The sequence below is a fragment of the Streptococcus sp. 1001283B150225_161107_H12 genome, assembly GCF_015552665.1.
Classification (GTDB): domain Bacteria; phylum Bacillota; class Bacilli; order Lactobacillales; family Streptococcaceae; genus Streptococcus.
Genome location: NZ_JADNFC010000009.1, coordinates 377 through 22,430 on the forward strand (window position 1 = coordinate 377; position 22,054 = coordinate 22,430).

The following is a 22,054-nucleotide window of genomic DNA, read 5'->3' on the forward strand; positions in this document are numbered from 1 at the left end:
TTCACCCTATTGCTTTTTGAGACTTCTAAAGGCTATTTCTCCTGCTGTTTGATTTACTGTTTCAGTAGTATTGACATAAGTCTTTGTTATTAGGATGTCACTATGAGTAAGTGCTTCTGAAATAGCATTTAATGATGTTCCAGCCCGTCTTGCCACCAACTACATCCAAAACTTGGGACATACTACAATTCCAATTTTTATTTGTCAGCATTTTTTCTCCTTACAAAAATGTGCCTACTATTCAGGTAGTTTGTAAAGTATTATAATCTATTTATCATTTATTTTAAAGGAGTCGCTTATGTTTATTGTAAATCTTACCTATATCAAACTCATTGATACAGTTGAAAAATTCTTAGAAAAATAAAAGTAATTACCAGTAGGGGGATGGTACCCTGGTTTCGTCTTTCCTTGAGCATAGCTCAACCTCCAAAATATAATCTAAAAAAATAATTTGATTAGCAAACTATCTATTTTGTATAGTATCGCATAAATGCTTGACAAATAGCAAGAATGTGTTAGAATATGAATGAATATATAGACTTATTCATTCATAAAAGAGGCATAGAAATGGATAAAAAAAATGAGCTGTTGGCTGCGGCTAGGGAAGTATTTGCAGAAAAAGGCTATAAGGCAGCTGGAATTTCTGATATTGCTAAGAAGAGCCGTATGGCTGTCGGATCCTTTTACAAGTATTATGAGTCCAAGGAAGCTATCTTCTTGGAGGTTTATGTAGCTGAAAATAGCCGTATACGTGAGGGAATCATACAACGCGTAGACTGGCAGGGCGAGCCCGAGACAATCGTTGAACAGCTTTTTGCAGTCACTTTTGAATTGATTTCACCCAATAAAATTCTGGCTGAGTGGAACAAGCCAGGCATTTCTCAGATTCTGCACGATTACTATAATCAGGATTCCGGACGAGCATCCAATGCTTTTTATCAGTTTCTGATTCAGACCTTCAGCCAGCGCTTGCAGGAAGAGGGCTTTTCGGAGGAGAAAATAGCTGAGATCATGAAGGTTTATGACTTGATTTATTACATAGACATGCATGTCATAGAGCAGGATTTTTCAGGCTACTTCGATAGTCTTGAGACTTTAGTGAAATATTTTGTTAAGGGAATTTTTTCCAAATAGAGGAAATTCCTTTTCTTAGAAGCAGGTATGAATGAATTTATATAACCATTCATTCACGAACAAAGGGGTGATGGCTTATTTAGTGCGAATAGGAATGGGAAGAAATGTGATTGCATAAGTATAAAGTGAATTATTTTTTAGAAAGATTTGAATGAATATTTGGAAGCGTTCATTCAAAAACAGAAAGTGAGGAAAAGAATGAATAAGCAAGGAGGATTTGCTATGAGTGGAATAGCTATTTTGGGTATCTGTCTGGTCGCAATTGGTCTTTTGACCATTGGCTACGGCGGTGTGACAGTTGGTTTTAGTTTAAGTGTGGATTTTCAGTCATTTTTAGTCGGAGGTCTCATCATTGTCCTAATCGGAGCAGCTTTGATTCCGGGCTTGCCGGCAGTTGCTAAGCTGACAGCACTGGCTTTGACAACTTTGTCATTGCTGATTTACATTCACATGATGCCAGATTTAGAGTTTATGCTTATGCTCATCTCTGATGTTGTGGTTTTAGGCTTTGCGGCTTGGTTTGCTATTCTTTTTTTAAGAAAGTAGGTGATGAAGATGATTGTAGTTTATGATTCAAATACTGGTATTGGAAAACGATTTGCAGAATCACTGGGCTATCCGACCCAGAGCATCAAGGAGAAACTGGAAGAGCCCTGTATTCTCATTACTCGAAATGCTGGTGCTGGGAAAATTCCGTGGTCTACCAAACGCTTTATTAAGAAACATCCTGGGCTGATTAAAGGTTTTGTTAACAATGGTGACTCTGTTAAACACGGCCGGACCTTCTGCGGAGCGACTGCCTTGATTATCGAAAAATATGGGCTCCAACATATCTGCGATATTGACCAAGGCGGTAGTTCAGAAGATGTCAAGACTGTGCAGGCATTTTTGGCGGAGTGCTAGTCTCATCAAGTTTTGTATAAACAGACATTCAAGAATTTTCTCTTGGATGTCTTTTTTTATTCAAAAAACTAGAGTTCACCCCAAAATTCACCCTATTGCTTTTTGAGACTTCTAAAGGCTATTTCTCCTGCTGTTTGATTTACTGTTTCAGTAGTATTGACATAAGTCTTCGTTATTTGGATGTCACTATGAGTAAGTGCTTCTGAAATAGCATTTAATGATGTTCCAGCCCGTCTTGCCAAAGTTGCTCCAGTGTGCCTTAATTTGTGAGGAGATGCTGGAGGAAGTTCCGGATGTCTTCTTCGAATAGTATTCATTCGATGATTAAGATAATCAATATGAAGTGGAACGTTAATACCGTTTTTTCTATTGTTGTATGTGAAAACGAATTGCTTTTCATTCTGTCTGATTCCAAACAGCTTTAGTTGCTTTTTTTGTTCAATTTTCCAATCGGTCAGGATATTCATTAGTTCTTTAGGAGCTTTGAATAGAGTTTTTTTATTTCCTTTGGTTGATTTCAGATTCCCGAATTTGTCTAATGCTTGTTCAATGAGAATTTCGTTTTTTTCAAAATTGATATGTTTCCATTGGAGAGCATAGGTTTCTGATTTTCTATCTGATAAAAAGAATGTCGTATAGAACAAAGCATAATCTTTTAATTCCATTCGATCATTTTTTAGATCTTCATCAAATGCTTGTAGCCATTGTTTAAGTTCCTCCTCATTTAATGCTAAGTCTTCAAACTTTTTACTTTCTTTGAGAGCTAATTTTTTATTAGCTTTAATTCTACTGATTGTCTTTTTAACCTTATTTACTTGTATATATTCAAGCTCTTCTGCCCAGTCCAAGACAGAATTGACGTAGCCTCTAATGGATTTAAAGTTGGCATAAGAATTCGATAGTGGAGTAAGAAGTGACAAAACCAGTTGTTTGTTTTCATTGAGATGATCAATAGAATAATTACCTAGAACTGGAAGAATCTGCAAACGGAAGAGATTTTCTGTCTGAAAGACAGTTACTGCTGTAGGTGGTTTAATAGTAGCAGTGGCTTGCCCTGCTTTATAGGGTTCAAGCCAAATATCTTTGTAAAAATCTTTGAATAGGATGTCTCCTTTTCTTTGAGATAAAGTAGATGACCTTCCTAAACGTGCATTTTCAATGTCAACAGCTAACTTAATTTCTGCTTCCTTTGCCTCTCTGCGAGTTTTGAATCTTTTTTCAAATCGTTTACCAATTCCTAACTTTCCTTGGACGTCATCGGGTATGTACACCCTTAGCCTATAAGATCCATTTTTTGTTTTTGAAATGCCCATTTTTGCCTCCTTATGCGCTTATCTCTAGTCGAGTCATCCACTGATTGATACTTTCTTTGCTGAAACGAATGGATTTTCCAATTCGAATATAGGGTAGTCCCATTGCAATCCAGATATCAAGGGTATTATGTGAAACTCCAAGATAATGGCACGTTTGTTTTTTGTTCAGAAATGGAGTATCTAATCCCATATCTTCTTTGAAATGATGAATCTCATCTTTGATAAGAGTTGCAATCATTTTTTGAATTTCTTGTGTCTGTTCTTCTGGTAATTGTACTAACATAATTTTTTCCTTTCTAGTGTCCTAATACATAGGTAAATTGTTTTGCTGTTTGTGCGTCAAAGGTCCGGTAACTAATCACTCCAAGTCCTTTCACATTGCATTCTGAGATCAGAATAGATCCATCCGATTTAACTTGCTCCACAAAGGCAATATGCCCGTATATTGGATTAGCTCCAGCTTGTCCAGGACTAAATGATAGAGCAGAGTGTTCAGTTGGTGTATGGGTTGTAGTGAAGCCTGGTTTATTCATCCATTGGCCACCATTTCCCATGAATGGATCGAAGTTAACTCCGACTTGTTTTCCACGATTAAAGACAAACCAAGTACATTCTCCCCATGGATAGGTGCTAGTGATATATCCATTTGTATCAATAGCTTTTGTAAGACTATATCCTATCGGAATATCATTTGAAGTAACTCCACCTCCATCTCGAGTTTTTCCAGTTAATTGGATCGGTGCTTTGGGTGTTCCACCATGTTCATCGATATACTGATCTAGCTTTCTCATCGTTTCAGCTCGACGCTTGCCAGAGCCTGTAGTATCTGTAAAATAAACTCCTCCATCGACTGTCTGATTTAAAGAACCATTCGCAAATTTTTGAGCCTTATCATCTTGAATTTTAAAGGTCTCATTCTTATTTCCAATAATCGTCTGTTGGGTTAGGGCAACTACGGCAACCTCGTCATTAAAGTTATTGGCATTCTCAGGATTTGAATCAAATGCTCCATAACCAAACATGTTGGCACCAGGGTTTCTTGCGACTCCAGCTGTTCCGAGTGAGCTTTCATTTAAGGCAATTGCCACGATACCTCGGACATCTAGATTGGATTTAGCCTCCCATTCTAGGAGTTTTTTACCGTTGATCCGGTTCTTATCATAGGAGATCCCTAAAGTGTCTAAAAAGCCGTCTAGTTGAGCTGCTGTAATGCCATATCGATGAACTAATAGATTGTGTGTATATGGATCTCCAGAGGACCAGTGTTCCGCATAGGTGGCTCCATCTACCCCAGATCCTCCAGTCGGACTTCCTGCTGTGGCAACCGCAAGAATGATAATGAGAAGAAAGGGGAGAATGATGGGGACTAATCCAACTAGTAAAAAGTATTTTAATTTCTTCATAGGACCTCCTTTCTAGTTAGTATTTGATATAAGCTGTGAATAGCACTGTCCCAAAGCGCCACTTGGCATCTAGTACGACAGAATGAGCTTTGACTTGATCCAGTATAGAGTCTTTCTCACTTTCCTTAACAGGAAACAAAAGAAGGAAATCGACTGAGCGTTTCCCTTCTTGATAAGCTTGAAAAAGAGTCTCTTCAAGAATCCTTGAAAAAGATGTTCTTGAGTGAATTCTAATATTCATTGTATTCCCCTCTCAATTTATTGAGTCGTTCTGTTAGTTTGTTTCTTCGTTCAATATTTGTTCGTAATTTATCATCTCGTGTCATAGTCTTTCGATAGGCACGAGTAAAGGCATTGGATCCTTGAGCTTTATACATAGCTTTAGGATCTTTGTATTTATCTAGTTCACGTTCCAGTGAATTGATTCGGTGTTGTTTAAATGGGGAAATCCATTCTTCTTTTAGTGTATGGAATTCATCTTCTATAGTAGAAGGTCGCTCAGCTTGAATAGGTATTTCCACTTTTCCGCTAGGCTGCTCTGGCTTTCTTTCTTGTAGTGAAGTAGGCGTGCTCTCACTCTCATTCTCTGTTTTAATTTTAGGATCTATTGTGCTCTCTTGTTCTACAGGTGTTTCAGTCGGAATATCTGGCTCGAATTCATCTTCTGGCATCGTGTCTTTCTGAGTAAAGAAAGAGCCGACTCGTTGGAAGTGATCTTTAGAATGCATGACCATTCCTGCTCCAATCCCTGCTCCAGCTAAGGCGAAATTTCCTAAGTGTTGAGCGCTTGAAAGACTACGAGTTGGAACTTGAGAGGCAATCTCTTTTGTTCGAGTCATTCCGTGCTCCATACGATTCCCAAGATCACTTGCCATCATACGGGCTTTAGATCCTAAAATGAATTGTATCAATTCTGCCTTGTACTTCCACATGAGAATATAAATAGTGCCTTTAGAAACAACAGATACTAGGAGTTTAAAGACAAGTCCGAAAAGTATAAGAGAAGGCAGAGTTTTTAAAACTTTATCAAAGCCACTGGTAACTAAATTTTCTAAGAGCTTTTCGATGTAAAAGATAAGAAGGGTTAAAAGACTTGTAATTGCTGGAAAAGCTAGACCTCCAAACATAACTTTTAAAACTCCGAAAATCAGATCTTGCATTCGAGGAATGAAGGATACTAGAAGGACGATTGGAAAGAGCAGAATCATCATGAGAACTAAGAGTTGAGCTAAGACATTTAAGAGCTGAATCAAGATAACGGGGATGGCTAAGACAAAGGCCTCTACGATTTTAAAGATGACATAGAACATACGAATGAAGATAAAGTCTGGCATAGCAGATACCCAACGGTTTTCTTCTGAATCCTCGTTAGCACCATCCCCCAGTCTGTCTAAATAGTCTATACGAGTTTTGGCTTTTACAGGTTTGAAATTTCCATTCTTATCTCCTGTTCCAAGAACTTGACTATCGTCAAAATTCTCCTCTTTTCCGTTTTGACTATTCTTGTATTTCCCATTTTCCTGACCCGTATTGACAAAGACATAGGCTTTATATGATGTTTCTGCGATATAGTTATCTGCCATTGTTTCCCCAACTTTTAGGGACTTGTCTTTTCCATAGTTAATCTCGATATTTGAAATCTTGGAAGAGACATCTTTTGAAACGGAGTTGATGGTATCTAGTAAATAGAGACCTCCAGATGTTCCAGCAATGGTCCCAAAGTAACTAAAGCCCAGAAGTATCACCATACAGACATGAATCATAGTTCTTGTGAAACTTCCTTTTGAGAAAAAATACTGGTAGAAGAGATAAAAGGCAAGTCCTAATAACAAGATAGAAATCAAGGAACCACTTGTAATTCCACCATGTGTGGAGCCAGTGAAACCATTCCAGATTTTACTAGCTCCCTTATAGACGTAGTTCTTATACGCAGAGTATAAATCAACACTTTCTAATACACGGATTAAGAGAGAGAAGAAACCAACTACCGCATTGAGAATGAAAAAGAAGAAGTTGACGAAGAGTTCGTTAATTAAGACCCAAGCCCCATTGAAAGACCCAAAGCTAGTCGGCTCCATATAGGACTTGAGAGAGAAGATATCGACTCCTCTTAATTTCTCAAAAGCTTCTTGCATGGATTCACCTCCTTAACTAGCATATTTATTTTCAAGACTTGATGATACTGTAGCTTTCATTGGTTTTAGAAGCATATCAATATCTTCAAAGATGTTGTGAACAGAAATCATATTGAGATTGCCGTAGACATCAGAATAAAGGCACTGACCTGAGATCATATTATCAATCCATTCTAGGTTGTTTTCAGTCACTTCAAGGTTGACGTGTTTCAATATATCTTCTCGTTCAGACTTTTCATAAAAGGCAAAGATTGTCCCAAAACCTGTTGTATCATCATCATTTTCTGCATCATGCACAGACTGAGTAATAAGGGCAAGCGTATTATTTTTAGAGCGTCCAATCCGGCGCATATTTTTGATAACCGCTTTTCCTTCGGCAGACTTCATCAAAATCCAGGCTTCGTCAAAGAACTCAATGGTATCTTCATGTTCATTTCGTTCTCCAAAGTGAGTACAAAAGGCCCCGAGCGCAAACATGAGAGCGATAGAGTTTCGTTCATGGTCTGAAATCTTCGTAGAATCATCCTTTGGAAGTTTGAGATTATTGACCTCTAAAACAGTCACACGAGACTCATAATTGAGACCTTTTGTAGTTCCGTCTGAAAAAGCTAACTCTAAAATTGAATTATTGACAATGGATGTTAAGTAACGTCCGACTGAGGCTATGTCTGATGAAGCAGCTTCTCTTAAAACTTTTAGAACATGTTTAAAGCCGACCAACTCACCAGCTACTCGACGTTCGACAATGGTATTGATAGCTTCTGTAATAGCTGTCTTTTGGTCCATTGATACATCATCTACAGCTTGAAGAAGAAACTCGAGCATATTCTTTGCGACCTCTACAGCTTGTTCCTTATCGAGAACTACAATAGGATCTAAGACTCCGTGGTTTGATGGTAGTGAGCTATCTAACGTCACAAAATTAAAGTTCTCAATTTGTTTCTTGCGTTCAGGATAAAGTCTTGCAAATTCTGGAGAACTAATCACGTTTTGGTAGTGATTTCTAAGTTCACGTTTCGGGTCAATGTAGAGGGTTTTAACATTCTGTAAAGCGACACTTAAAAAGATAATCTGAGCGAGGAAGGATTTCCCTTGGCCTGTTGCCCCAGTGATAATGATATGCGGATTCTTGGTGATCTTTCCTGCAATATCTTCTTTGTTTCCCACTGTCGCATTATAGAGAACAATGTTTTTGGATGATTCGATGGCTTTTGAGATAGAGTCCCAGCGTCCCGTCCAGTTATCAACCCGGCCGATATACCAACCAATTCTATTTCCAGAAGTGGTATTGGTAAAGGGCATGAGTTCCGCAAAGCCTCGTGGTGTTACCATGTGAGTCCAGGTAAGAGTTTTCTTTTGAAGTGGTTCTCCGTATAGGAGAGCTTGAAAGAGATAAGGTCCGTCTTGTGAGGCTTCACTAATCTCAACTCCCATATCATCAAAATAGTTAAGGACCACTTGTCGTCTTTGGCGGAGCTGGTGAACACTTGAAGCTGAGACAATCAAGTAGGCTCCATATTCAATAATATCTTCTTTGTTTCCGACTTTTCGCATCAGATCTTTAAGAGAGATAGATCCCATAATGATCTCGTCTTGTTGGACGGTGTCGGTATTCTCAGCTTCTTCCATAATGTTTCGATAACGAGTGTTGGAACGTCCCATCTTGCCTTTAATCTTATTGGTATCAATGAACTCAGATTTGATTCGTAACTCAACTGGAAAATTCAAGCGCTGGATGAATTCTCCTAAGTGAAAACCATTGAATTGAACGGGAAACTTTCCAACCGGAAGAATCGTCACAAAGGAAGATCCATAAGGGCTTTCGAGCTTAAGGAATCCTCCTTTAAGGACCTTAATCAAGGTATCTGTGATATTGAAAGAAGCACGATTGGCGATCACTTCTTTCTTGTAGTGAGGGATATAGCGGAGGTATTGCATCCGCTGGTAGTAGAAAAGTTCTTCATTGGTAAGGCGCTGTGCTCGGAGAACAGAAAGGGCTTGAAAGATAGTTAATTCGTCACTTTGATATTCTTCATACCAAGTTGGGCTCAGTTCTAACTCATAGCCAAGCCCTTTTGCGATTTTTTCTGAAAAGTCTGTAAAGCTTTCATAGGCCAAGTCTTTAATGCTTGCCCCATGGTTTTGTTTTCGAAGGGTAACTCCAATCACCCAGTCAAACTGATAAGGAATCTCCATCTCGTCTGTTAGACGATCAACACTGTAAAGAAGCAATTCTTCTCCTAGTTCACGGCTGTCATCTGCGAGAGCATCGGAAAAGTCCCGCATTTTTTCTTCTAGGAGATAATCTTTTGGAATGAGAGAGATTTCAAAGTGCTGGTTCTTTTGGAGCTTTTTCATCATTTGCGCAACAGTAATTTTATGTTTCCATTTTTTCTCATCATCCGTAATGGTGATGGGAGTATTGGGGATTCGATAGAAAGCGACAACGGAATGATCCTTTTTCAGAGCTAGGTTGTCATGTGTCTCTCGAATTGGATAGGTTAAGGTAATACTCATAGGACCTCCTTTTCTATAGGTTTGTTTTTTCAAAGACAATTTCATCAATTGGTTCTATTCGGTCCTCCTGGTAGATAGCTTTTTGATTAAGTTTGAAGTCCCACAGATACATCAGGTAGTCAGAGAGAAAGAGATGCATCTTCTTTCCGTGAGGTTCATACTCCGTGTAGAACTTGGCCAGCTTATAAGGAAGGTACCAATAGAGCAAGAGAGAAATGGAGTGAGTCATTTTAGCTAATGGAACAAGAAGGACTCCTCCGAACAGTAACATCCCCACAAAGACGAGGATGAAGACAATAAAAAAGGACAACTGCATAGGTGTCGCAAAGTACCAAATCCGTGTGCCCTTTTTCGTCTTAATTTCTTGGATCCAATAAGGAGCATTTAGCCCCTTACTGTAATCATAGAGTTTTTCTTCTTTCATGATTAAAGTCCTGTTTCAATTCCAAAGAGACGCAGGAACCAGCCAAATGCTTTGAGGATATCCTGACCTTTTGCGATGGAGACAATCACAGCATAAAAGCCAACGACCGAAAATAGTTGGAGCCAGGAGCTGTTACGCCAAGCCTTAATCGCTAAGAGCACGGCAATAGCTGTTAGGATCCAAATTCCGTCTCCTTGAAGAAAACTTCGTAGGTTGTCTGTATTCATATAAATTCTCCTATTCTTGATTATTTGCGTAGTTTATGGGGATTGTGTGCTCTAGTTTAGAGACATAGTAGGTTTTTTCTTTTTCGATAAGGGTAAAGGTAAAGTTTTCAGAGTGAGTAGTTCCTCCCACTTCAAATGTTGCTTGAACATAGGCTGTAAGTCCCTTTTTATTCTTTTTGAGATAGGTGTAGTCGATACTTTTAAAGGTGGTGTTTGCGACAACATCTACATCTTTTGAAATCAAGTTGAGATTATCCTGATTGGTGGTGTAGTTGGTGAAAAAGACAGTCAGAAACTTATCTACTTTCTTGTGAGTCGCATCAGAAAGACGATCTGTAGTAGTAAGAGTGAGTTTGTCTTCTTCCTTGAAGGATCCAGCTTGTGAGCTTTCTAGGGTAGTGAACCAAGGAAGGCCTGAGATATAGTAGCTGTTTCCTTTTTGAGCATAAGGAATATTGAAGCCTGTCACAATTTCTGTTTCTTGTGTTTCCTTGTCATGGCGTATCCATTCCTTGTACTTGATCCGGTAGGTTGCCACATTATTTTCTACGGTGATTAGTTGAGCGGTTAGTAACTCACTTGGATTTCTGACTTGGCCTTGAGATTTCACATCCGGTATAAAGTTATAAAAGCTATTGAGGTAGTCGATCTGTGCTTCTTGCTTTTCAACTTCTTGAGGGAGAGTGAAGTAGGCATAGACAAAATCATTGAGATAATACTGGAGCTTATAGTCGTACTGTTTTTCTTCTACAGGTGCCTGAGCTTTTTTGGCATGAAGAATCTCCACATTTTTTTCTAGTTTAGAGACTTGATTCGAGAGAGTGATAGCGCGAATAGCCCCCGATAGACCAACAAAAAGGAGGAAAGAAATTCCTCCAATAACAGCCAGATTGATTGTTTTCTTGTTGGTGATTTTCAGTTTAGGTGGACCTCCTTTCTTTTCCATCTTTTTGAATTTTGAGAGGTATTCTCTCGCTTTTAGTAAGTAGTGTTTAGCTTTATCCATAAGACCTCCTTTTAGAGTCCAGCCAGTTCAATGAGTTTAGATCCCTTGGCATAGAGGCGCTTATTAGCTTTTTCAATTTCTCCGTTAATGTAATAATAGCCACGTAACTCAGTTTGGAGCTGCTCGACTAGTTCCGGACGAAGATCTTTAACTTCTTCCTTTTTGAGTAAGCTATTTAATTCGCCAGCCTTGGTCCAAGCTTCTCTGTGGTCTTTCTTTTTGAGTAGTTCTCCCAGTTCATTGGTGATTTGAGAGACTTTCTTTTCAAATGTTGTTTTCTTTGCCATTTCAATTTCCTTTCTAAATGTTTCTTGATTGCTTTTAATGGTTTGTTGGATAAAAGCGATGAGTGAGGGACGCATTCTTTTGTTCAGACTAAGGATTTCCCCGTCTAGCGTAAAACAGGCATGTTCATAGTCATAAAAACCTTTCGCATCCGGTAGCTTCTCGGTAGATCTTCCAGCACATTCATAGTAGAAATCCTTGCCTTTTCGTAAGAGAATGTACATATGCCAGAATTCTTGTTCGGGCAAAAGGAAGAAGTCCGTCTGATAAATCTTCTTAAGCATCTTAAGAAGCCTCTAGAAGATCATCATAGCCCAGAGCTTGGTAGATAAAATCAGAATCAAACCAGAGCCAATCGTTAATCTTAGTTTCTGTCGGTATATCACCAGAGAAGATATCTTCACAGATAATAGTTAAAGTATCAACTCCACCACGTTCACGGACAGTGTTTAGAGTTTCTAATCCACCTGACCAGGCTTTAAAGTTTTCTAATGAATTAATTTCTACTTTGTATTCCATAGGTTATTTTCCTTTCTAATGTTCATAGTGTTTACTAGCTTTGAGGAGCTTTAACATAGCTTTCCCACGATCGGTAATTTCTCCGCTATTTTTTATCATCTTCATGTATTCTGTCTGTAAAATCTTATCTGCTTCAGAAACGAGGGCTAGGGAGTTTGCGACTTGGTAGGTTAGCCAGCGAATGGTTCGCTCAATGCTATAGGGTTGAGGGTTAGTTGAGAGTTTCAAGGGTTCGACTCCTCCAAAGAGTCGTTGCCATTTTTCATCAGGTTTATAAGCTCCAAACTGATTGATGCCATCATAGACTTGAATCTCTTTGTTTATGATGCCTCTAGCAATTTCACCCAGATCGACACCAGCGATATATTCTTCTACAACACCTTGAGCCTTCTGGTCTGAAAAGCGGAGTTCGTAGCGATTCCAAATACCAAAAATCTCCAAGGATTCGTCCAAGGAGATATTTTCCATTCGTGCTATTTCATAGCGCTTTTCATAAAAGTTGAAATAGAGCTGACTTTGACGACTCCCAAAGTAAATGGATAAGCCGTGATTGGCTTCCATGTCTTCGTTATCGGTGAAGGATCCACCTCCAGTGATATTCCATTTTTTGAGAGTATCAAGGACAATCTCATTGGCATAGAGTTTCTTTATCAAGTCAGGTATTAGAATTTGTTGGTCTTCGTGTCCATAACCCTTATAGAGTTCATCAAGGGCTATATCTAGGCGTTTAACCCGTACATCCTGATAGGAGTAGAGGATATGTTGGAGAAAGACTTGCCAAGTGATACCCTTGTGCTCTAGAATAACTTCCATCTCACGGCATCCTTGGCCGGATAGTTGAAGGCAGACTTGGTAGTCATTAGTGATCGCCTTATCAAAAAAATCAAAGATCCAGATGTTTCCTCTTTGCCAGAGATGCGTATAGTTCATGAGACGTGTTTCTTGTTCGGTAAACTCACTCAAGGGGCAGTGAAGGAAATTCACACAAAAGTCATCTAAATCTTTGAGTCTTGGGAAAGACAAGCGGAGGTAGTCAATCTGAGCTCGAAGGCTATCTCGTTCACAGTCTTTGTGGTAACCCAGTTTTTCTTTTAGTTCTCTAAACTTCTCAATCGTTAGTCCTCTTTCGCCAGCTTCATAAGACCGATAGGTTCTAGTCGGAAGATCCACAGCTTGTGCAAAATCTTTTTGACTGAGTCCTGTCTGTTTACGGAATTTCTTGATATGAAAAGGACTAATTTTGTCCATTCATTTGACCACCTCTTTCTAATTATGTGACACACTTTTTTGACGAAAGTGACACACTTTTTAAAATTCGAAAACCCAACTCCCACAAGGAATGAGGAGGGGGTGATATGGCGTTTTTGCCAATTGTAACCCCCCTATTAGAAAACGGGGGTTGAAGTTTCATCATGGGCTAGAAACTTCGGGCTACGGTCTGCGCCTGACCTGCGGTCAGGCTTGCCCTTGCCCTTGTCCTAGCCCATGCTGAACAATCGTCGCTTCAACTGCTTTTGGATAAGACCTGCGTCCTCCCTCTTCAAATTGAGCGAGGATTTCAAGAAGAAGTTTTTCTTGAAAAGGATCCACTAGAATAGCGGATACAGTCCGTTCAAAGATGATCCCTTGTTCTGTTAAGAGATAGATAATCTTGCGTAAGGTTGGCATTTTAAGATTTTGTTCGTCCGCAAATTCCTTGAGCGGTCGTTTGTTTGGTTCGTTTTTTATAGACTCCTCTTCCTCTATAGGATCAATTGTTTCAAGCGGTGGTTTGTATTCTTCAAATACTGAGAATTCTTCTCCTTCAAACTCCATAATAGGGATTTTAGAGTAGGCATCATAGAAGGAAAAGCCTTGATCAAGCGGTACATATGGAGAGAAAAACTCACCAGCCAGCTCGCCGTTGTTTGCGATATAGCCCCGTCCTTTGACCTTTACTCCATTAATTTCATCTAGCTTTTTGAACTCTTTGGTTTTATTAGCATCTCCAAACATCATGTCATATCCTGTTGATTCTAAATGACCGACGGAGAGACGCTTCATAAAATTATCCCGAAGAGCAGTTTTAATGAATTCCCCATCGGGCCGTTGCATAGCAAAGATGATAAAGACTCCTGCTTGACGACCTTCTAGAACTAACTGGGAGAGATATTCCATGAGTTCTGACTGTTGACTATAGTCACGGTCAATTTTTGCCATAAGAGCTGCCCACTCGTCTACAAGAATGAATTTTGGTTTCATATCATAGTGAGTAAAGTTCTTCCCAGCTTGGAATTTTGGCGAAGTAGACATTAGTTCATAGCGTTTTTCCATGAACTCTACATTGTCTTTAAAACAGTTGATGATATCTTCCTTACTGGTATAGACTCGACCATGGAAGACTGAAATTTTCTTTAATCCAGCTAGATCCGAATTCTTTGGATCGCAGATATCGACAAAGCCGATTTTAGCTAGAGCGTAGATAATGGTCATCAGAACAACGGTTTTCCCTCCACCTGTTCCACCGCCAATGAGGAGATGAGGTTCTTCAATATAATCCCAAGAAACATCTTTCATGAGCTGGAGTTTTGATCCCTTGACTTTTACTTCATCGATGGTGAGCCTGCTATCAATTCGGTTAATAGCAATTTCATATTTGATAAAGCGATTATCAAAGGTTTTATTACGAAAGTCCCCATTAAACATGACTTCAAGAGTAGCTCCAAGGTTTAAAAAGCGATCTTGAAATTTATTACCTTCTAAGATGAGACTCACTTCAATCTTATAGCGAGACTGTTTGATATACACTTGAGGCAAGGTGATTTTTTCAATGATCTTGTTTTCACGTCTAACCTTTTTAACGAGATAGAGGTTATTCTCCAGCAAAAATCGAGAGAGAATTCGAAGATTGTTGAGCTTTTGAAAAAAGAGTATCTTCCTGTAGCAAACCCGATTGATAAAGCAAGCCAGGAGTAAAGAAAAGAGAAGCCCAGCCCCTAGAAAATATCCTTGAGGTAAGGGATGGACTTTTAATTTTTCTAGATGTAAGTAGCTGTAATAACTAATAGCCAACAAAAAAGGAAACCACCAGATAAACCATGTGATTCCCTTTAGTTTACGATGAAAAACTCGAACTCTTTTTCCACGATAGGTAAAGAGTTTCATTCTGCATTACCTCCTAGTTTTCTTTCTTATTTTCTACCGGTTTGTTTTCTTTAGTCGGTGTGCCTCCAGTTTTTTTCTTGATTTTAGAAGCAAAGAGCTTATAGATATCATTACGATTGACGTGGGTATGCGTGATAACAATATCTTCCAATTCAACCTCTTCTCGGTATTTAATGCCCAAGTCCTCAATTTCAGACTCAGACATATCTGCGATAGTGAAAAAGAGGGTTTCGTGCTGAACAGAAGAATGAATTCCTACGACGATTCCACGAATCTCACCTGTATTGACTTGTACAAATGAGCCATCAGGATTTCGTTGAGAGCGATCCACTTCAAAAATGATATCAGGACCTTCAATACCTCGGAAAGTTAGTTTCCCGAGGACAGCTGGGACATCTAGCCCATCTGTAATGACACGATAAGTCTTGTCAGCAATTTGTAGTTTTTCTCCGTAGTTTAATCCAATTTTAGCCATGTGATTTTCTCCTTTTATTTCTTATTTTTTAATTACTAATTTTTCCGCAAAGACATTGAGATAAGGTGCAACAGTATTGCCGTTTAAAGCAGTATCAGGGAAGAAGATTGGGTTGACAGTTTCTACTAGAGCATCTTCTGGAAAGACCGTTGTAGAAGCTGGTGTGATAACATGAAAGGCACCGTGCTCTGCGCTATTTAGAATGTGACGTTGGTATTTGCCTTCTTTTCCAAAAATAAATTTAGGAGCATTTCCTAAACGTTCATAGTAAGCAGGGCCAATAAATTCTGGTTTCATTTTAAGTGTTTCTGAGATCATAAGATTTTCCTTTCTGAGTGTAAAATAAAAAGAGTTAAGCTAGTTGCTTCACTCTTGAGTAATAGTGTGTAAAAAGTTTGCGTTTAAACATACGACTATAGAATTGAATATCCCCATGAGCGTAGCCATTTCTACGAGCATTTTGAGCTAGATGATCTAGATCCACTTGCGCTTGAGCATAAAGTTTAGCCTGCAGTTTATCAGATTCACTAAACATGCCATAGGTGAATTCATAATTATCATAGAGTCGTTTACATTGTAGTGCGAAAAAAGTTTTGCATATCATTCTCCTTTATTGTAATAAGTAAAAAAAGCTACTAAGTGAAAAAAGGAAAGAACTTAGTAGCTTGAGAGTAGGTCTATCTAATTAGATAGACAGCAGTAAAGAAAAGTTATTTGGTTGGAAAGATCCCTCTTTCCACGGTGGCAACGTTTAGCAAGGTGCTTTGCGTCAATTACCATCGCTTTCCCAGCCAATCTCTTTAGGTAGTCATAATCATACCCAAGGGATTCTCTTACGCCCTTTGGCGAAGCCAGTTCACTTTACTATTCGGAAAAGTGCGAAAGTCCGAAATGCGTGGAAGCCCACAATACTTGTTTTATATCTTCACTTCAACCATAAAACGGACTTGACTTTTAGTATCAAAACATTTACAATAAAGGTACAAAGTTTATGTGTAGTTCTGATGATCAGTCCTCTGGTTGTCAGACGCACTTTTTATTTAATTGTCAATGATCATAATGCCGATAGCTAGGTATTATTATTTTTAAATCCGATATAACCATCAGCTATATTTATATTGTATAACCATTAGTTATATTTGTCAAGAGATTATTTTAAAAAATTAAAAATATTTTTAGAGGTCAAAAATGGAATTTTCAGAACGTTTAAAAACCCTTCGGAAAGAAGCTGGATTCACTCAAGTCGATGTAGCTGAAAAGCTAGGAATTTCCCAACCGGCTTACGCTTCATGGGAACGTGGGGTAAAAAAACCAACTCAAGATAATTTAGTTAAGATCGCTCAAGTTTTGAATGTTTCAGTAGACTATTTAGTTGGGAACTCAGAAGAAAAAACAGATGATTTAGACAATATTGAATTGCTTTTCCGTATGAACTCAAAAGGATTGACTGATGAGGAAAAAGAAATTTTTAAAAAAGAGTTGATTGAGTTTATGGAAGAACGGAAAAAGGCTTTTGAAAAGTGAAGGGATTAGTAAGATGAAAAGAATAGAAGGATCTATTGAATCAATCCATAAAAATTATGGAGTAATAAAATCTAAAGATGGTGACTATGACGTCAAATATCTATTTTATATTTTTTCAGATATGCTTTCAGATGGAGTCTTTAGATCTACACCAAATGTAACTTTTTTATTGACTACTTCTCAGGTAAGAGGGGTTAAAGTGCTTTTAGCATATGATGTACGGTCTATAACAGGACAAGAAGAGCAAACATTTGAAGTTCATAATTTGAAAATAGATGATAAACGTGATTATCATGATTTTATTTTTAAAACTTTTTACGAGGAATATGACAATAGTATTATTGATGCTTTATCAAAAGAGGATATTCGATTCAAAGAGTTCATATTAAAATGGGTGTTATTTTTAGAAAATGAAATAAAAAAATCTTCACTGAGACTTATCCAGAAATATGATATATCACTAAAAGAAGTCTATAAAGAATTATCTAAAAATATAGAAACTAAAAAAATCCATAAGGATCTATTCAAGAAATTAAAGACGAATTATGTATTTAGAAATGAATTTGAATTGCTTGAAATTTCACGAGTCAAATCAGGAGATGTACGAGGATTTGAGGTACATAGTGCCCCATTTGAGCTTTATCTTGAAAACAATACCATCGATGAATTAGGAAAAATAATCGAAGTATTTTTTATAACTTTTATCAAAGATATGGATGCGGTAGATGAAGATAGTAAGTTTTTAGAGAATGCTCTTGAGATGTTTTCAGAATTATCTATTATAAGAAATGCATGTGCACACGGTAATCCACTTATACCATTAATATTGGATGATAAATATAGTCCAAATTATTTATACGATTTATCATCAGTGTATCCAGATTTTAATTCGGGAGATAGTGTAAAAGACTGGAAGTTATTTGAACCTTTGAGATGGGTAACTAGACAACTTACTAAAATAGGTATTGCTCCTCATTATAAAGGAGGTTTACAACATACAGGCTTATACACAGCAAAGTATATATTAATTAATCCAGCTCGTAGGTCATTCTTTTCTTTCCTTTTTATAATAGAATACTTTTTTAGATTTATTTCGGAGAATCCAGACTTGGAAAAAGAGTTCAAAAGAGAATTTAATGTATTTTTACCATATTTCGAATTGAATGAAGATGACTCTGATGATGAGAATAAATTATTTGTAAACTATCCCAAATCAGATCCTGTACTAGCGAAAATTAATAGATTCATTTATCCTATATATTATGGAGGGGATGCTTTTTGGGTACTAGTTCGTATTTAGGGTAGTTCATTAGTAGACAACCGTCTACTTTTTTTATATAATAAACTCAACCAATAAGGTTTAGTTTTGTAAATTGTGACTTAAAGGAGGTACTATTCGTTGGATGAATTGTATTCAAGAGTAAGTGAAATCACAAAGCAAGCCCTTTATCCCTTTATGAAAGAGGAAGAAGTTTCAACCCTGAACTATCACTTTCGCTACTATTTTGACCATTGTATTGATTTGAATCAGATTCAAGTCATCCCTCATCATTTTTCAAACCACAAGATTGAAGGGTTGACGGTTATTGATAGACTTGGCACCAGTTTTTCATATGAAAAAGATAATCCCATAACCAAACGCAACTTTACCTTGTGTCATGAATTAGGCCATTTTATCTTAAAGCACGTTGGAACATATTTTACAGAGTCAGTAGATAATCAAGAGTCTATCCTAGAGAGAGAAGCCAATGTATTTTCAGCTATTGTACTCATGCCTGATATTGTGTTACTATCCAAGATTTACTACGCTTGTGAATCTTTTCAAAAGGTCAAAGAGAGTCTAGAAGTTTCAAAACAGGCACTTTATTTCCGATTGATTGACTTGTTGAGAGTTTACCAAGTGGATACCGAATCAGCCATCAAACAGGCAGTAGATGAATACCTTGATAGTCAAAACGCCTCCCTTCACCATTACTTTCATCAACTAAAAGAAATATTGATTGAAGAGTTCAATCAATATCAACCCTCGCTTATAGCACGGCTAAAAAAAAGATTGAAACAAACTAATTTCGTGACGAGTCATGAATTACCAGAGTTGCTTGACCAGACAAGGTGGGACGAGATTAGAACAGTAAAAAAATTCAAAGTGTGGCTTGTTTACAATAAGGGGAAATCTTTAGCTTATGTGTGGGATAGCAACAAACTATCTGAGACAGAAGCTAGGAGAAAGGCAAATTTAGAATTATTAGTCATGTGAGGTGAATCATGTATCAACCAGAAAAATTAAAAGCTCGGAGAAAAGAGCTAAAACTAACACAAAAAGATATTGCAGATAAGCTAGGAATTAGCTATCAAGCCTATTCTGCTTGGGAACGTGGAGTCAAAGAACCTTCTACTGAGAAAGTGGCATTATTAGAGAAACTTTTGAAAGTTCCCAAAGGCTATTTCACTGAGATAGAGATTGTCAGACTTTATAATGTCCTCTCACCCAATGGAAAAGAACAAGTTGTGTCTTATGCTCGTGACTTAGTTACAGAAGAGCAGAATAAGAAAGTGGTTTCTATTGCTGAACCACGCTATGAATATCGGGTCTATGAAGAAATGTCTGCTGGTCTTGGTGCTACTATCTATGGAGAAAAAGAATACGATACGGTCTACTATAACGAAGAGTTAGGGCATGATTTCGCCTCTTGGGTTTCAGGGGACTCAATGGAGCCTAAATACCCTAATGGATCCGTTGCTCTCATTCGTGAGACGGGCTTTGATTATGACGGAGCAGTTTATGCAGTTGTTTGGAATGAGCAGACCTATATCAAGCGAGTCTACTTGGAAGAAGACGGCTTGCGACTCGTTTCCATCAACAAAAAATACAAAGATAAATTCGCTCCTTATGACGATGATCCTCGGATTGTTGGAAAAATTGTCGGAAACTTTATGCCTCTGGAGGACTAGGTTATGGGAATCATTGACTATTCAAAAGAGCCTATCAGTGATATTGCCTTTATTGATATGAAATCCTTCTATGCAAGCGTTGAGTGTGTGGAGCGAGGACTTCATCCTCTTAAAACCTCCCTCTGTGTGATGAGTCGAGCAGATAATTCTGCTGGATTGATATTGGCATCATCACCTATGTTTAAGAAAGTATTTGGAAAAAAGAATGTTGGTCGGGCTTATGATTTACCTTTTGACGTTAAAACCAGAAAATTTTCTTACTACAATGCCAAACGCCAAGGGATTGAAATTACCCCTGAATATGTCCAATACATCGAGGAGTGGGCAAAGGTTACTTTTATTGTTCCCCCTCGCATGAGCTTATACATTGAAAAGAATCTTGAAATCCAGAGAATTTTACAAGATTATGGAAGTCCAGAAGACATTCTCCCTTATTCGATTGATGAAGACTTTATTGACTTGACAGGTTCACTTAACTATTTTGTCCCTGACCAGAGCATGTCTAGAAAAGAAAAACTTGACGTGGTTTCAAGCAAAATTCAGCATGACATTTACCGAAAGACAGGAGTCTATTCGACTGTTGGCATGTCCAATAGCAACCCCCTACTGGCTAAGTTAGCCTTGGATAACGAAGCTAAGAAGACTAAGACTATGCGTGCTAATTGGTCTTATGAAGATGTTGAAACAAAGGTATGGGGGATTCAAGAAATGACGGATTTTTGGGGAATAGGAATTCGTATGAAGAAACGACTCAATAATCTTGGAGTCATGTCTATCAAAGAACTTGCCAATAGTAATCCTGATATACTCAAGGCTCATCTGGGAGTTAACGGTGTTGACCTTTTCTTTCATGCTAATGGTATTGATGAAAGCAATGTCCACTATCCTTATAAACCCAAGTCTAATGGGATAGGTAATTCCCAAGTCTTACCAAGAGATTATCTTAAACAAAGAGAGATTGAGATTGTCCTTAGTGAAATGGCAGAGCAGGTAGCCGCCCGTCTGAGAAAAGCAGGTAAAAAGACTACTTGTGTTTCCATAGGTGTGGGTTATTCTCGAAGTGAAAACAAGAAAGGTATTCATACACAGATGAAGGTTGAGCCAACGAATCAAACGGAGACTTTAAAGAATCACGTATTAGCTTTATTCCATAAGAAGTACAGCTCAGGTGCTGTCAGAAATATCAGCGTTTACTATTCTCAACTAGTAGATGAATCGTTTGGGCTTATCTCATTATTCGATGATGTTGAAAAAATCGAGAAAGAAGAGAGACTCCAATCAGTTATAGACACCATCAGACAAGAATTTGGGTTTACCTCACTTCTAAAAGCCAATGCTTTATCAGAAGGCTCACGGGTGATTGCTAGAAGTAAGCTAGTTGGTGGACACTCAGCAGGCGGACTGGACGGGCTAAACTAATGATAGATAGAAGTTACTTACCTTTTCAATCCGCAAGAGAACATCAAGACCGTGGCATGATGAAATGGATGGGCTTTTTCTTATCGGAACACACGACATCACTTGATGAAGAGAAACATAAGATAACCTTCTCAGATGAGCTTAGCTTACTGGACAAACTAACCCTTATCTCACAACTCTATGCAGGGCAACTGATAGGGGAATTTGTAGTTAGAGTAGACAAACACAAAGCCACCTATCAAGGACAGGTGACGGAAGTATCAAAAGATAAAATCGTGGTCAAATCAACGGATAAATTTCATCTCATCGAAGTCAAGAATATTTTAGCTATCTACTTAGTGGAAGGAGGAATAGAAGATGAATAGACGAGAATTATATAAGGACAAACTCCAGATAGACTATTTCTCAGAAAGTTATATCAAGTTTGAAGAAGATTTTTACCGCTATTCAGCAGACGGCACACCACTAACCTTTATTATTGACGACATTTTGCTTACTATGGCATTATCTCATAAGAATTACTTTAAACTCAATAAGGAAAAGTCAGTAGATGGACGAGACCATTATTTCCAGTTTCAAGTAGTCTTGGAATCTGATAACAAGAATGTCAGGACGTTTCGATATGTTGGTCAACGTGTTATGAATCTGCCGACCTGTAAGTGAACTATGATATT

Annotated in this window: 26 protein-coding genes and 1 pseudogene; 10 read left to right on the forward strand and 17 right to left on the reverse strand. The window is 38.0% G+C overall.

Annotated features, from left to right (window positions below; all coding sequences use genetic code 11):
- Positions 1 to 6 precede the first annotated feature (6 nt).
- Positions 7 to 156, reverse strand: a pseudogene (locus I2C87_RS10215) (site-specific integrase); the annotation flags it as partial.
- Between the two features lie 366 nt (positions 157 to 522).
- Between I2C87_RS10215 and I2C87_RS09680 the strand changes: the two are divergent.
- The 3 genes from I2C87_RS09680 to I2C87_RS09690 all read left to right on the forward strand — a co-directional run bounded on the left by I2C87_RS09680 (position 523) and on the right by I2C87_RS09690 (position 2,037).
- Positions 523 to 1,134, forward strand: coding sequence for a TetR/AcrR family transcriptional regulator (locus tag I2C87_RS09680; RefSeq protein ID WP_195324814.1), 612 nt, complete (start codon positions 523 to 525; stop codon positions 1,132 to 1,134).
- 198 nt (positions 1,135 to 1,332) lie between these two features.
- A complete protein-coding gene (locus I2C87_RS09685) occupies positions 1,333 to 1,680 on the forward strand; it encodes a hypothetical protein (protein ID WP_154857324.1) in 348 nt (115 codons plus the stop codon).
- Positions 1,681 to 2,037: a class Ib ribonucleoside-diphosphate reductase assembly flavoprotein NrdI gene (locus I2C87_RS09690; RefSeq protein WP_182322084.1), complete on the forward strand. Its 357-nt coding sequence runs from the start codon at positions 1,681 to 1,683 to the stop codon at positions 2,035 to 2,037.
- 92 nt (positions 2,038 to 2,129) lie between these two features.
- Here I2C87_RS09690 and I2C87_RS09695 read toward each other — a convergent pair whose 3' ends face one another.
- From I2C87_RS09695 to I2C87_RS09770, 16 genes are all read right to left on the reverse strand, one after another.
- Positions 2,130 to 3,350, reverse strand: coding sequence for a tyrosine-type recombinase/integrase (locus I2C87_RS09695; protein ID WP_195324817.1), 1,221 nt, complete (start codon positions 3,348 to 3,350; stop codon positions 2,130 to 2,132).
- 10 nt (positions 3,351 to 3,360) lie between these two features.
- Positions 3,361 to 3,633 carry a helix-turn-helix domain-containing protein gene (locus I2C87_RS09700; RefSeq protein ID WP_105026077.1) on the reverse strand — a complete coding sequence of 91 codons (273 nt, stop codon included), beginning with the start codon at positions 3,631 to 3,633 and terminating at the stop codon, positions 3,361 to 3,363.
- Between the two features lie 13 nt (positions 3,634 to 3,646).
- Complete coding sequence (locus tag I2C87_RS09705) at positions 3,647 to 4,753, reverse strand: CHAP domain-containing protein (protein WP_195324826.1); 1,107 nt, start codon at positions 4,751 to 4,753, stop codon at positions 3,647 to 3,649.
- Positions 4,754 to 4,769: 16 nt separating this feature from the next.
- Entirely contained in the window at positions 4,770 to 4,994 is a 225-nt protein-coding gene (locus I2C87_RS09710; protein WP_105026075.1) for a hypothetical protein, read from the reverse strand.
- The gene (locus tag I2C87_RS09715) at positions 4,984 to 6,888 is read right to left on the reverse strand and encodes a conjugal transfer protein (protein ID WP_195324828.1); all 1,905 of its coding nucleotides are present in this window, start codon (positions 6,886 to 6,888) and stop codon (positions 4,984 to 4,986) included. The genes I2C87_RS09710 and I2C87_RS09715 overlap by 11 nt, the downstream gene beginning before the upstream one ends.
- Before the next feature lie 12 nt (positions 6,889 to 6,900).
- Positions 6,901 to 9,405 carry an ATP-binding protein gene (locus tag I2C87_RS09720; protein ID WP_195324830.1) on the reverse strand — a complete coding sequence of 835 codons (2,505 nt, stop codon included), beginning with the start codon at positions 9,403 to 9,405 and terminating at the stop codon, positions 6,901 to 6,903.
- 13 nt (positions 9,406 to 9,418) lie between these two features.
- Positions 9,419 to 9,829: a conjugal transfer protein gene (locus tag I2C87_RS09725; RefSeq protein ID WP_061564372.1), complete on the reverse strand. Its 411-nt coding sequence runs from the start codon at positions 9,827 to 9,829 to the stop codon at positions 9,419 to 9,421.
- 2 nt (positions 9,830 to 9,831) lie between these two features.
- Entirely contained in the window at positions 9,832 to 10,056 is a 225-nt protein-coding gene (locus tag I2C87_RS09730) for a TcpD family membrane protein (RefSeq protein WP_048789269.1), read from the reverse strand.
- A 10-nt stretch (positions 10,057 to 10,066) separates the two neighbouring features.
- Positions 10,067 to 11,062, reverse strand: a complete 996-nt coding sequence (locus I2C87_RS09735) for a conjugal transfer protein (RefSeq protein ID WP_195324832.1) — start codon at positions 11,060 to 11,062, stop codon at positions 10,067 to 10,069.
- Between the two features lie 11 nt (positions 11,063 to 11,073).
- A complete protein-coding gene (locus I2C87_RS09740; protein ID WP_195324834.1) occupies positions 11,074 to 11,631 on the reverse strand; it encodes a conjugal transfer protein in 558 nt (185 codons plus the stop codon).
- A 1-nt stretch (position 11,632) separates the two neighbouring features.
- Positions 11,633 to 11,866: a hypothetical protein gene (locus I2C87_RS09745; RefSeq protein ID WP_195324836.1), complete on the reverse strand. Its 234-nt coding sequence runs from the start codon at positions 11,864 to 11,866 to the stop codon at positions 11,633 to 11,635.
- Positions 11,867 to 11,881: 15 nt separating this feature from the next.
- Positions 11,882 to 13,114, reverse strand: a complete 1,233-nt coding sequence (locus I2C87_RS09750) for a replication initiation factor domain-containing protein (RefSeq protein ID WP_195324838.1) — start codon at positions 13,112 to 13,114, stop codon at positions 11,882 to 11,884.
- Between the two features lie 207 nt (positions 13,115 to 13,321).
- Positions 13,322 to 15,010 carry an FtsK/SpoIIIE domain-containing protein gene (locus I2C87_RS09755; RefSeq protein ID WP_195324840.1) on the reverse strand — a complete coding sequence of 563 codons (1,689 nt, stop codon included), beginning with the start codon at positions 15,008 to 15,010 and terminating at the stop codon, positions 13,322 to 13,324.
- 13 nt (positions 15,011 to 15,023) lie between these two features.
- Positions 15,024 to 15,485: a hypothetical protein gene (locus I2C87_RS09760; RefSeq protein ID WP_006595223.1), complete on the reverse strand. Its 462-nt coding sequence runs from the start codon at positions 15,483 to 15,485 to the stop codon at positions 15,024 to 15,026.
- Between the two features lie 21 nt (positions 15,486 to 15,506).
- Complete coding sequence (locus I2C87_RS09765; RefSeq protein WP_006149313.1) at positions 15,507 to 15,803, reverse strand: hypothetical protein; 297 nt, start codon at positions 15,801 to 15,803, stop codon at positions 15,507 to 15,509.
- A 34-nt stretch (positions 15,804 to 15,837) separates the two neighbouring features.
- On the reverse strand, positions 15,838 to 16,089 hold the full coding sequence (locus I2C87_RS09770; protein WP_229046366.1) for a hypothetical protein: 252 nt from the start codon (positions 16,087 to 16,089) through the stop codon (positions 15,838 to 15,840).
- Between the two features lie 584 nt (positions 16,090 to 16,673).
- On the opposite strand from I2C87_RS09770, the gene I2C87_RS09775 reads away from it, so the two are divergent.
- The 7 genes from I2C87_RS09775 to I2C87_RS09805 all read left to right on the forward strand — a co-directional run bounded on the left by I2C87_RS09775 (position 16,674) and on the right by I2C87_RS09805 (position 22,043).
- Entirely contained in the window at positions 16,674 to 17,009 is a 336-nt protein-coding gene (locus I2C87_RS09775; RefSeq protein WP_195324842.1) for a helix-turn-helix domain-containing protein, read from the forward strand.
- A 13-nt stretch (positions 17,010 to 17,022) separates the two neighbouring features.
- The gene (locus tag I2C87_RS09780) at positions 17,023 to 18,309 is read left to right on the forward strand and encodes a hypothetical protein (RefSeq protein ID WP_195324844.1); all 1,287 of its coding nucleotides are present in this window, start codon (positions 17,023 to 17,025) and stop codon (positions 18,307 to 18,309) included.
- A 99-nt stretch (positions 18,310 to 18,408) separates the two neighbouring features.
- On the forward strand, positions 18,409 to 19,266 hold the full coding sequence (locus tag I2C87_RS09785; protein ID WP_195324854.1) for an ImmA/IrrE family metallo-endopeptidase: 858 nt from the start codon (positions 18,409 to 18,411) through the stop codon (positions 19,264 to 19,266).
- Positions 19,267 to 19,274: 8 nt separating this feature from the next.
- The gene (locus tag I2C87_RS09790; RefSeq protein WP_195324856.1) at positions 19,275 to 19,961 is read left to right on the forward strand and encodes an XRE family transcriptional regulator; all 687 of its coding nucleotides are present in this window, start codon (positions 19,275 to 19,277) and stop codon (positions 19,959 to 19,961) included.
- A gap of 3 nt (positions 19,962 to 19,964) precedes the next feature.
- Positions 19,965 to 21,380 (forward strand): Y-family DNA polymerase, encoded by a 1,416-nt coding sequence (locus I2C87_RS09795; protein ID WP_195324857.1) that lies wholly within the window; start codon positions 19,965 to 19,967, stop codon positions 21,378 to 21,380.
- Positions 21,380 to 21,745 carry a hypothetical protein gene (locus I2C87_RS09800; protein WP_195324859.1) on the forward strand — a complete coding sequence of 122 codons (366 nt, stop codon included), beginning with the start codon at positions 21,380 to 21,382 and terminating at the stop codon, positions 21,743 to 21,745. Before I2C87_RS09795 ends, I2C87_RS09800 begins: the two co-directional genes overlap by 1 nt.
- A complete protein-coding gene (locus I2C87_RS09805; RefSeq protein WP_006152793.1) occupies positions 21,738 to 22,043 on the forward strand; it encodes a DUF5960 family protein in 306 nt (101 codons plus the stop codon). The genes I2C87_RS09800 and I2C87_RS09805 overlap by 8 nt, the downstream gene beginning before the upstream one ends.
- The last annotated feature ends 11 nt before the right edge of the window (positions 22,044 to 22,054 follow it).

Excerpts from the sequence above, each read along its gene's own strand:
- I2C87_RS09685 (WP_154857324.1), top strand. The coding sequence starts at position 1,333 with ATGAATAAGCAAGGAGGATTTGCTATGAGTGGAATAGCTATTTTGGGT.
- I2C87_RS09755 (WP_195324840.1), bottom strand. The coding sequence starts at position 15,010 with ATGAAACTCTTTACCTATCGTGGAAAAAGAGTTCGAGTTTTTCATCGT.
- I2C87_RS09800 (WP_195324859.1), top strand. The coding sequence starts at position 21,380 with ATGATAGATAGAAGTTACTTACCTTTTCAATCCGCAAGAGAACATCAA.
- I2C87_RS09680 (WP_195324814.1), top strand. The coding sequence starts at position 523 with ATGAATGAATATATAGACTTATTCATTCATAAAAGAGGCATAGAAATG.
- I2C87_RS09795 (WP_195324857.1), top strand. The coding sequence starts at position 19,965 with ATGGGAATCATTGACTATTCAAAAGAGCCTATCAGTGATATTGCCTTT.
- I2C87_RS09775 (WP_195324842.1), top strand. The coding sequence starts at position 16,674 with ATGGAATTTTCAGAACGTTTAAAAACCCTTCGGAAAGAAGCTGGATTC.
- I2C87_RS09715 (WP_195324828.1), bottom strand. The coding sequence starts at position 6,888 with ATGCAAGAAGCTTTTGAGAAATTAAGAGGAGTCGATATCTTCTCTCTC.
- I2C87_RS09765 (WP_006149313.1), bottom strand. The coding sequence starts at position 15,803 with ATGATCTCAGAAACACTTAAAATGAAACCAGAATTTATTGGCCCTGCT.
- I2C87_RS09695 (WP_195324817.1), bottom strand. The coding sequence starts at position 3,350 with ATGGGCATTTCAAAAACAAAAAATGGATCTTATAGGCTAAGGGTGTAC.
- I2C87_RS09750 (WP_195324838.1), bottom strand. The coding sequence starts at position 13,114 with ATGGACAAAATTAGTCCTTTTCATATCAAGAAATTCCGTAAACAGACA.
- I2C87_RS09705 (WP_195324826.1), bottom strand. The coding sequence starts at position 4,753 with ATGAAGAAATTAAAATACTTTTTACTAGTTGGATTAGTCCCCATCATT.
- I2C87_RS09790 (WP_195324856.1), top strand. The coding sequence starts at position 19,275 with ATGTATCAACCAGAAAAATTAAAAGCTCGGAGAAAAGAGCTAAAACTA.
- I2C87_RS09740 (WP_195324834.1), bottom strand. The coding sequence starts at position 11,631 with ATGCTTAAGAAGATTTATCAGACGGACTTCTTCCTTTTGCCCGAACAA.
- I2C87_RS09735 (WP_195324832.1), bottom strand. The coding sequence starts at position 11,062 with ATGGATAAAGCTAAACACTACTTACTAAAAGCGAGAGAATACCTCTCA.
- I2C87_RS09700 (WP_105026077.1), bottom strand. The coding sequence starts at position 3,633 with ATGTTAGTACAATTACCAGAAGAACAGACACAAGAAATTCAAAAAATG.
- I2C87_RS09720 (WP_195324830.1), bottom strand. The coding sequence starts at position 9,405 with ATGAGTATTACCTTAACCTATCCAATTCGAGAGACACATGACAACCTA.
- I2C87_RS09805 (WP_006152793.1), top strand. The coding sequence starts at position 21,738 with ATGAATAGACGAGAATTATATAAGGACAAACTCCAGATAGACTATTTC.
- I2C87_RS09745 (WP_195324836.1), bottom strand. The coding sequence starts at position 11,866 with ATGGAATACAAAGTAGAAATTAATTCATTAGAAAACTTTAAAGCCTGG.
- I2C87_RS09760 (WP_006595223.1), bottom strand. The coding sequence starts at position 15,485 with ATGGCTAAAATTGGATTAAACTACGGAGAAAAACTACAAATTGCTGAC.
- I2C87_RS09730 (WP_048789269.1), bottom strand. The coding sequence starts at position 10,056 with ATGAATACAGACAACCTACGAAGTTTTCTTCAAGGAGACGGAATTTGG.
- I2C87_RS09710 (WP_105026075.1), bottom strand. The coding sequence starts at position 4,994 with ATGAATATTAGAATTCACTCAAGAACATCTTTTTCAAGGATTCTTGAA.
- I2C87_RS09770 (WP_229046366.1), bottom strand. The coding sequence starts at position 16,089 with ATGATATGCAAAACTTTTTTCGCACTACAATGTAAACGACTCTATGAT.
- I2C87_RS09725 (WP_061564372.1), bottom strand. The coding sequence starts at position 9,829 with ATGAAAGAAGAAAAACTCTATGATTACAGTAAGGGGCTAAATGCTCCT.
- I2C87_RS09780 (WP_195324844.1), top strand. The coding sequence starts at position 17,023 with ATGAAAAGAATAGAAGGATCTATTGAATCAATCCATAAAAATTATGGA.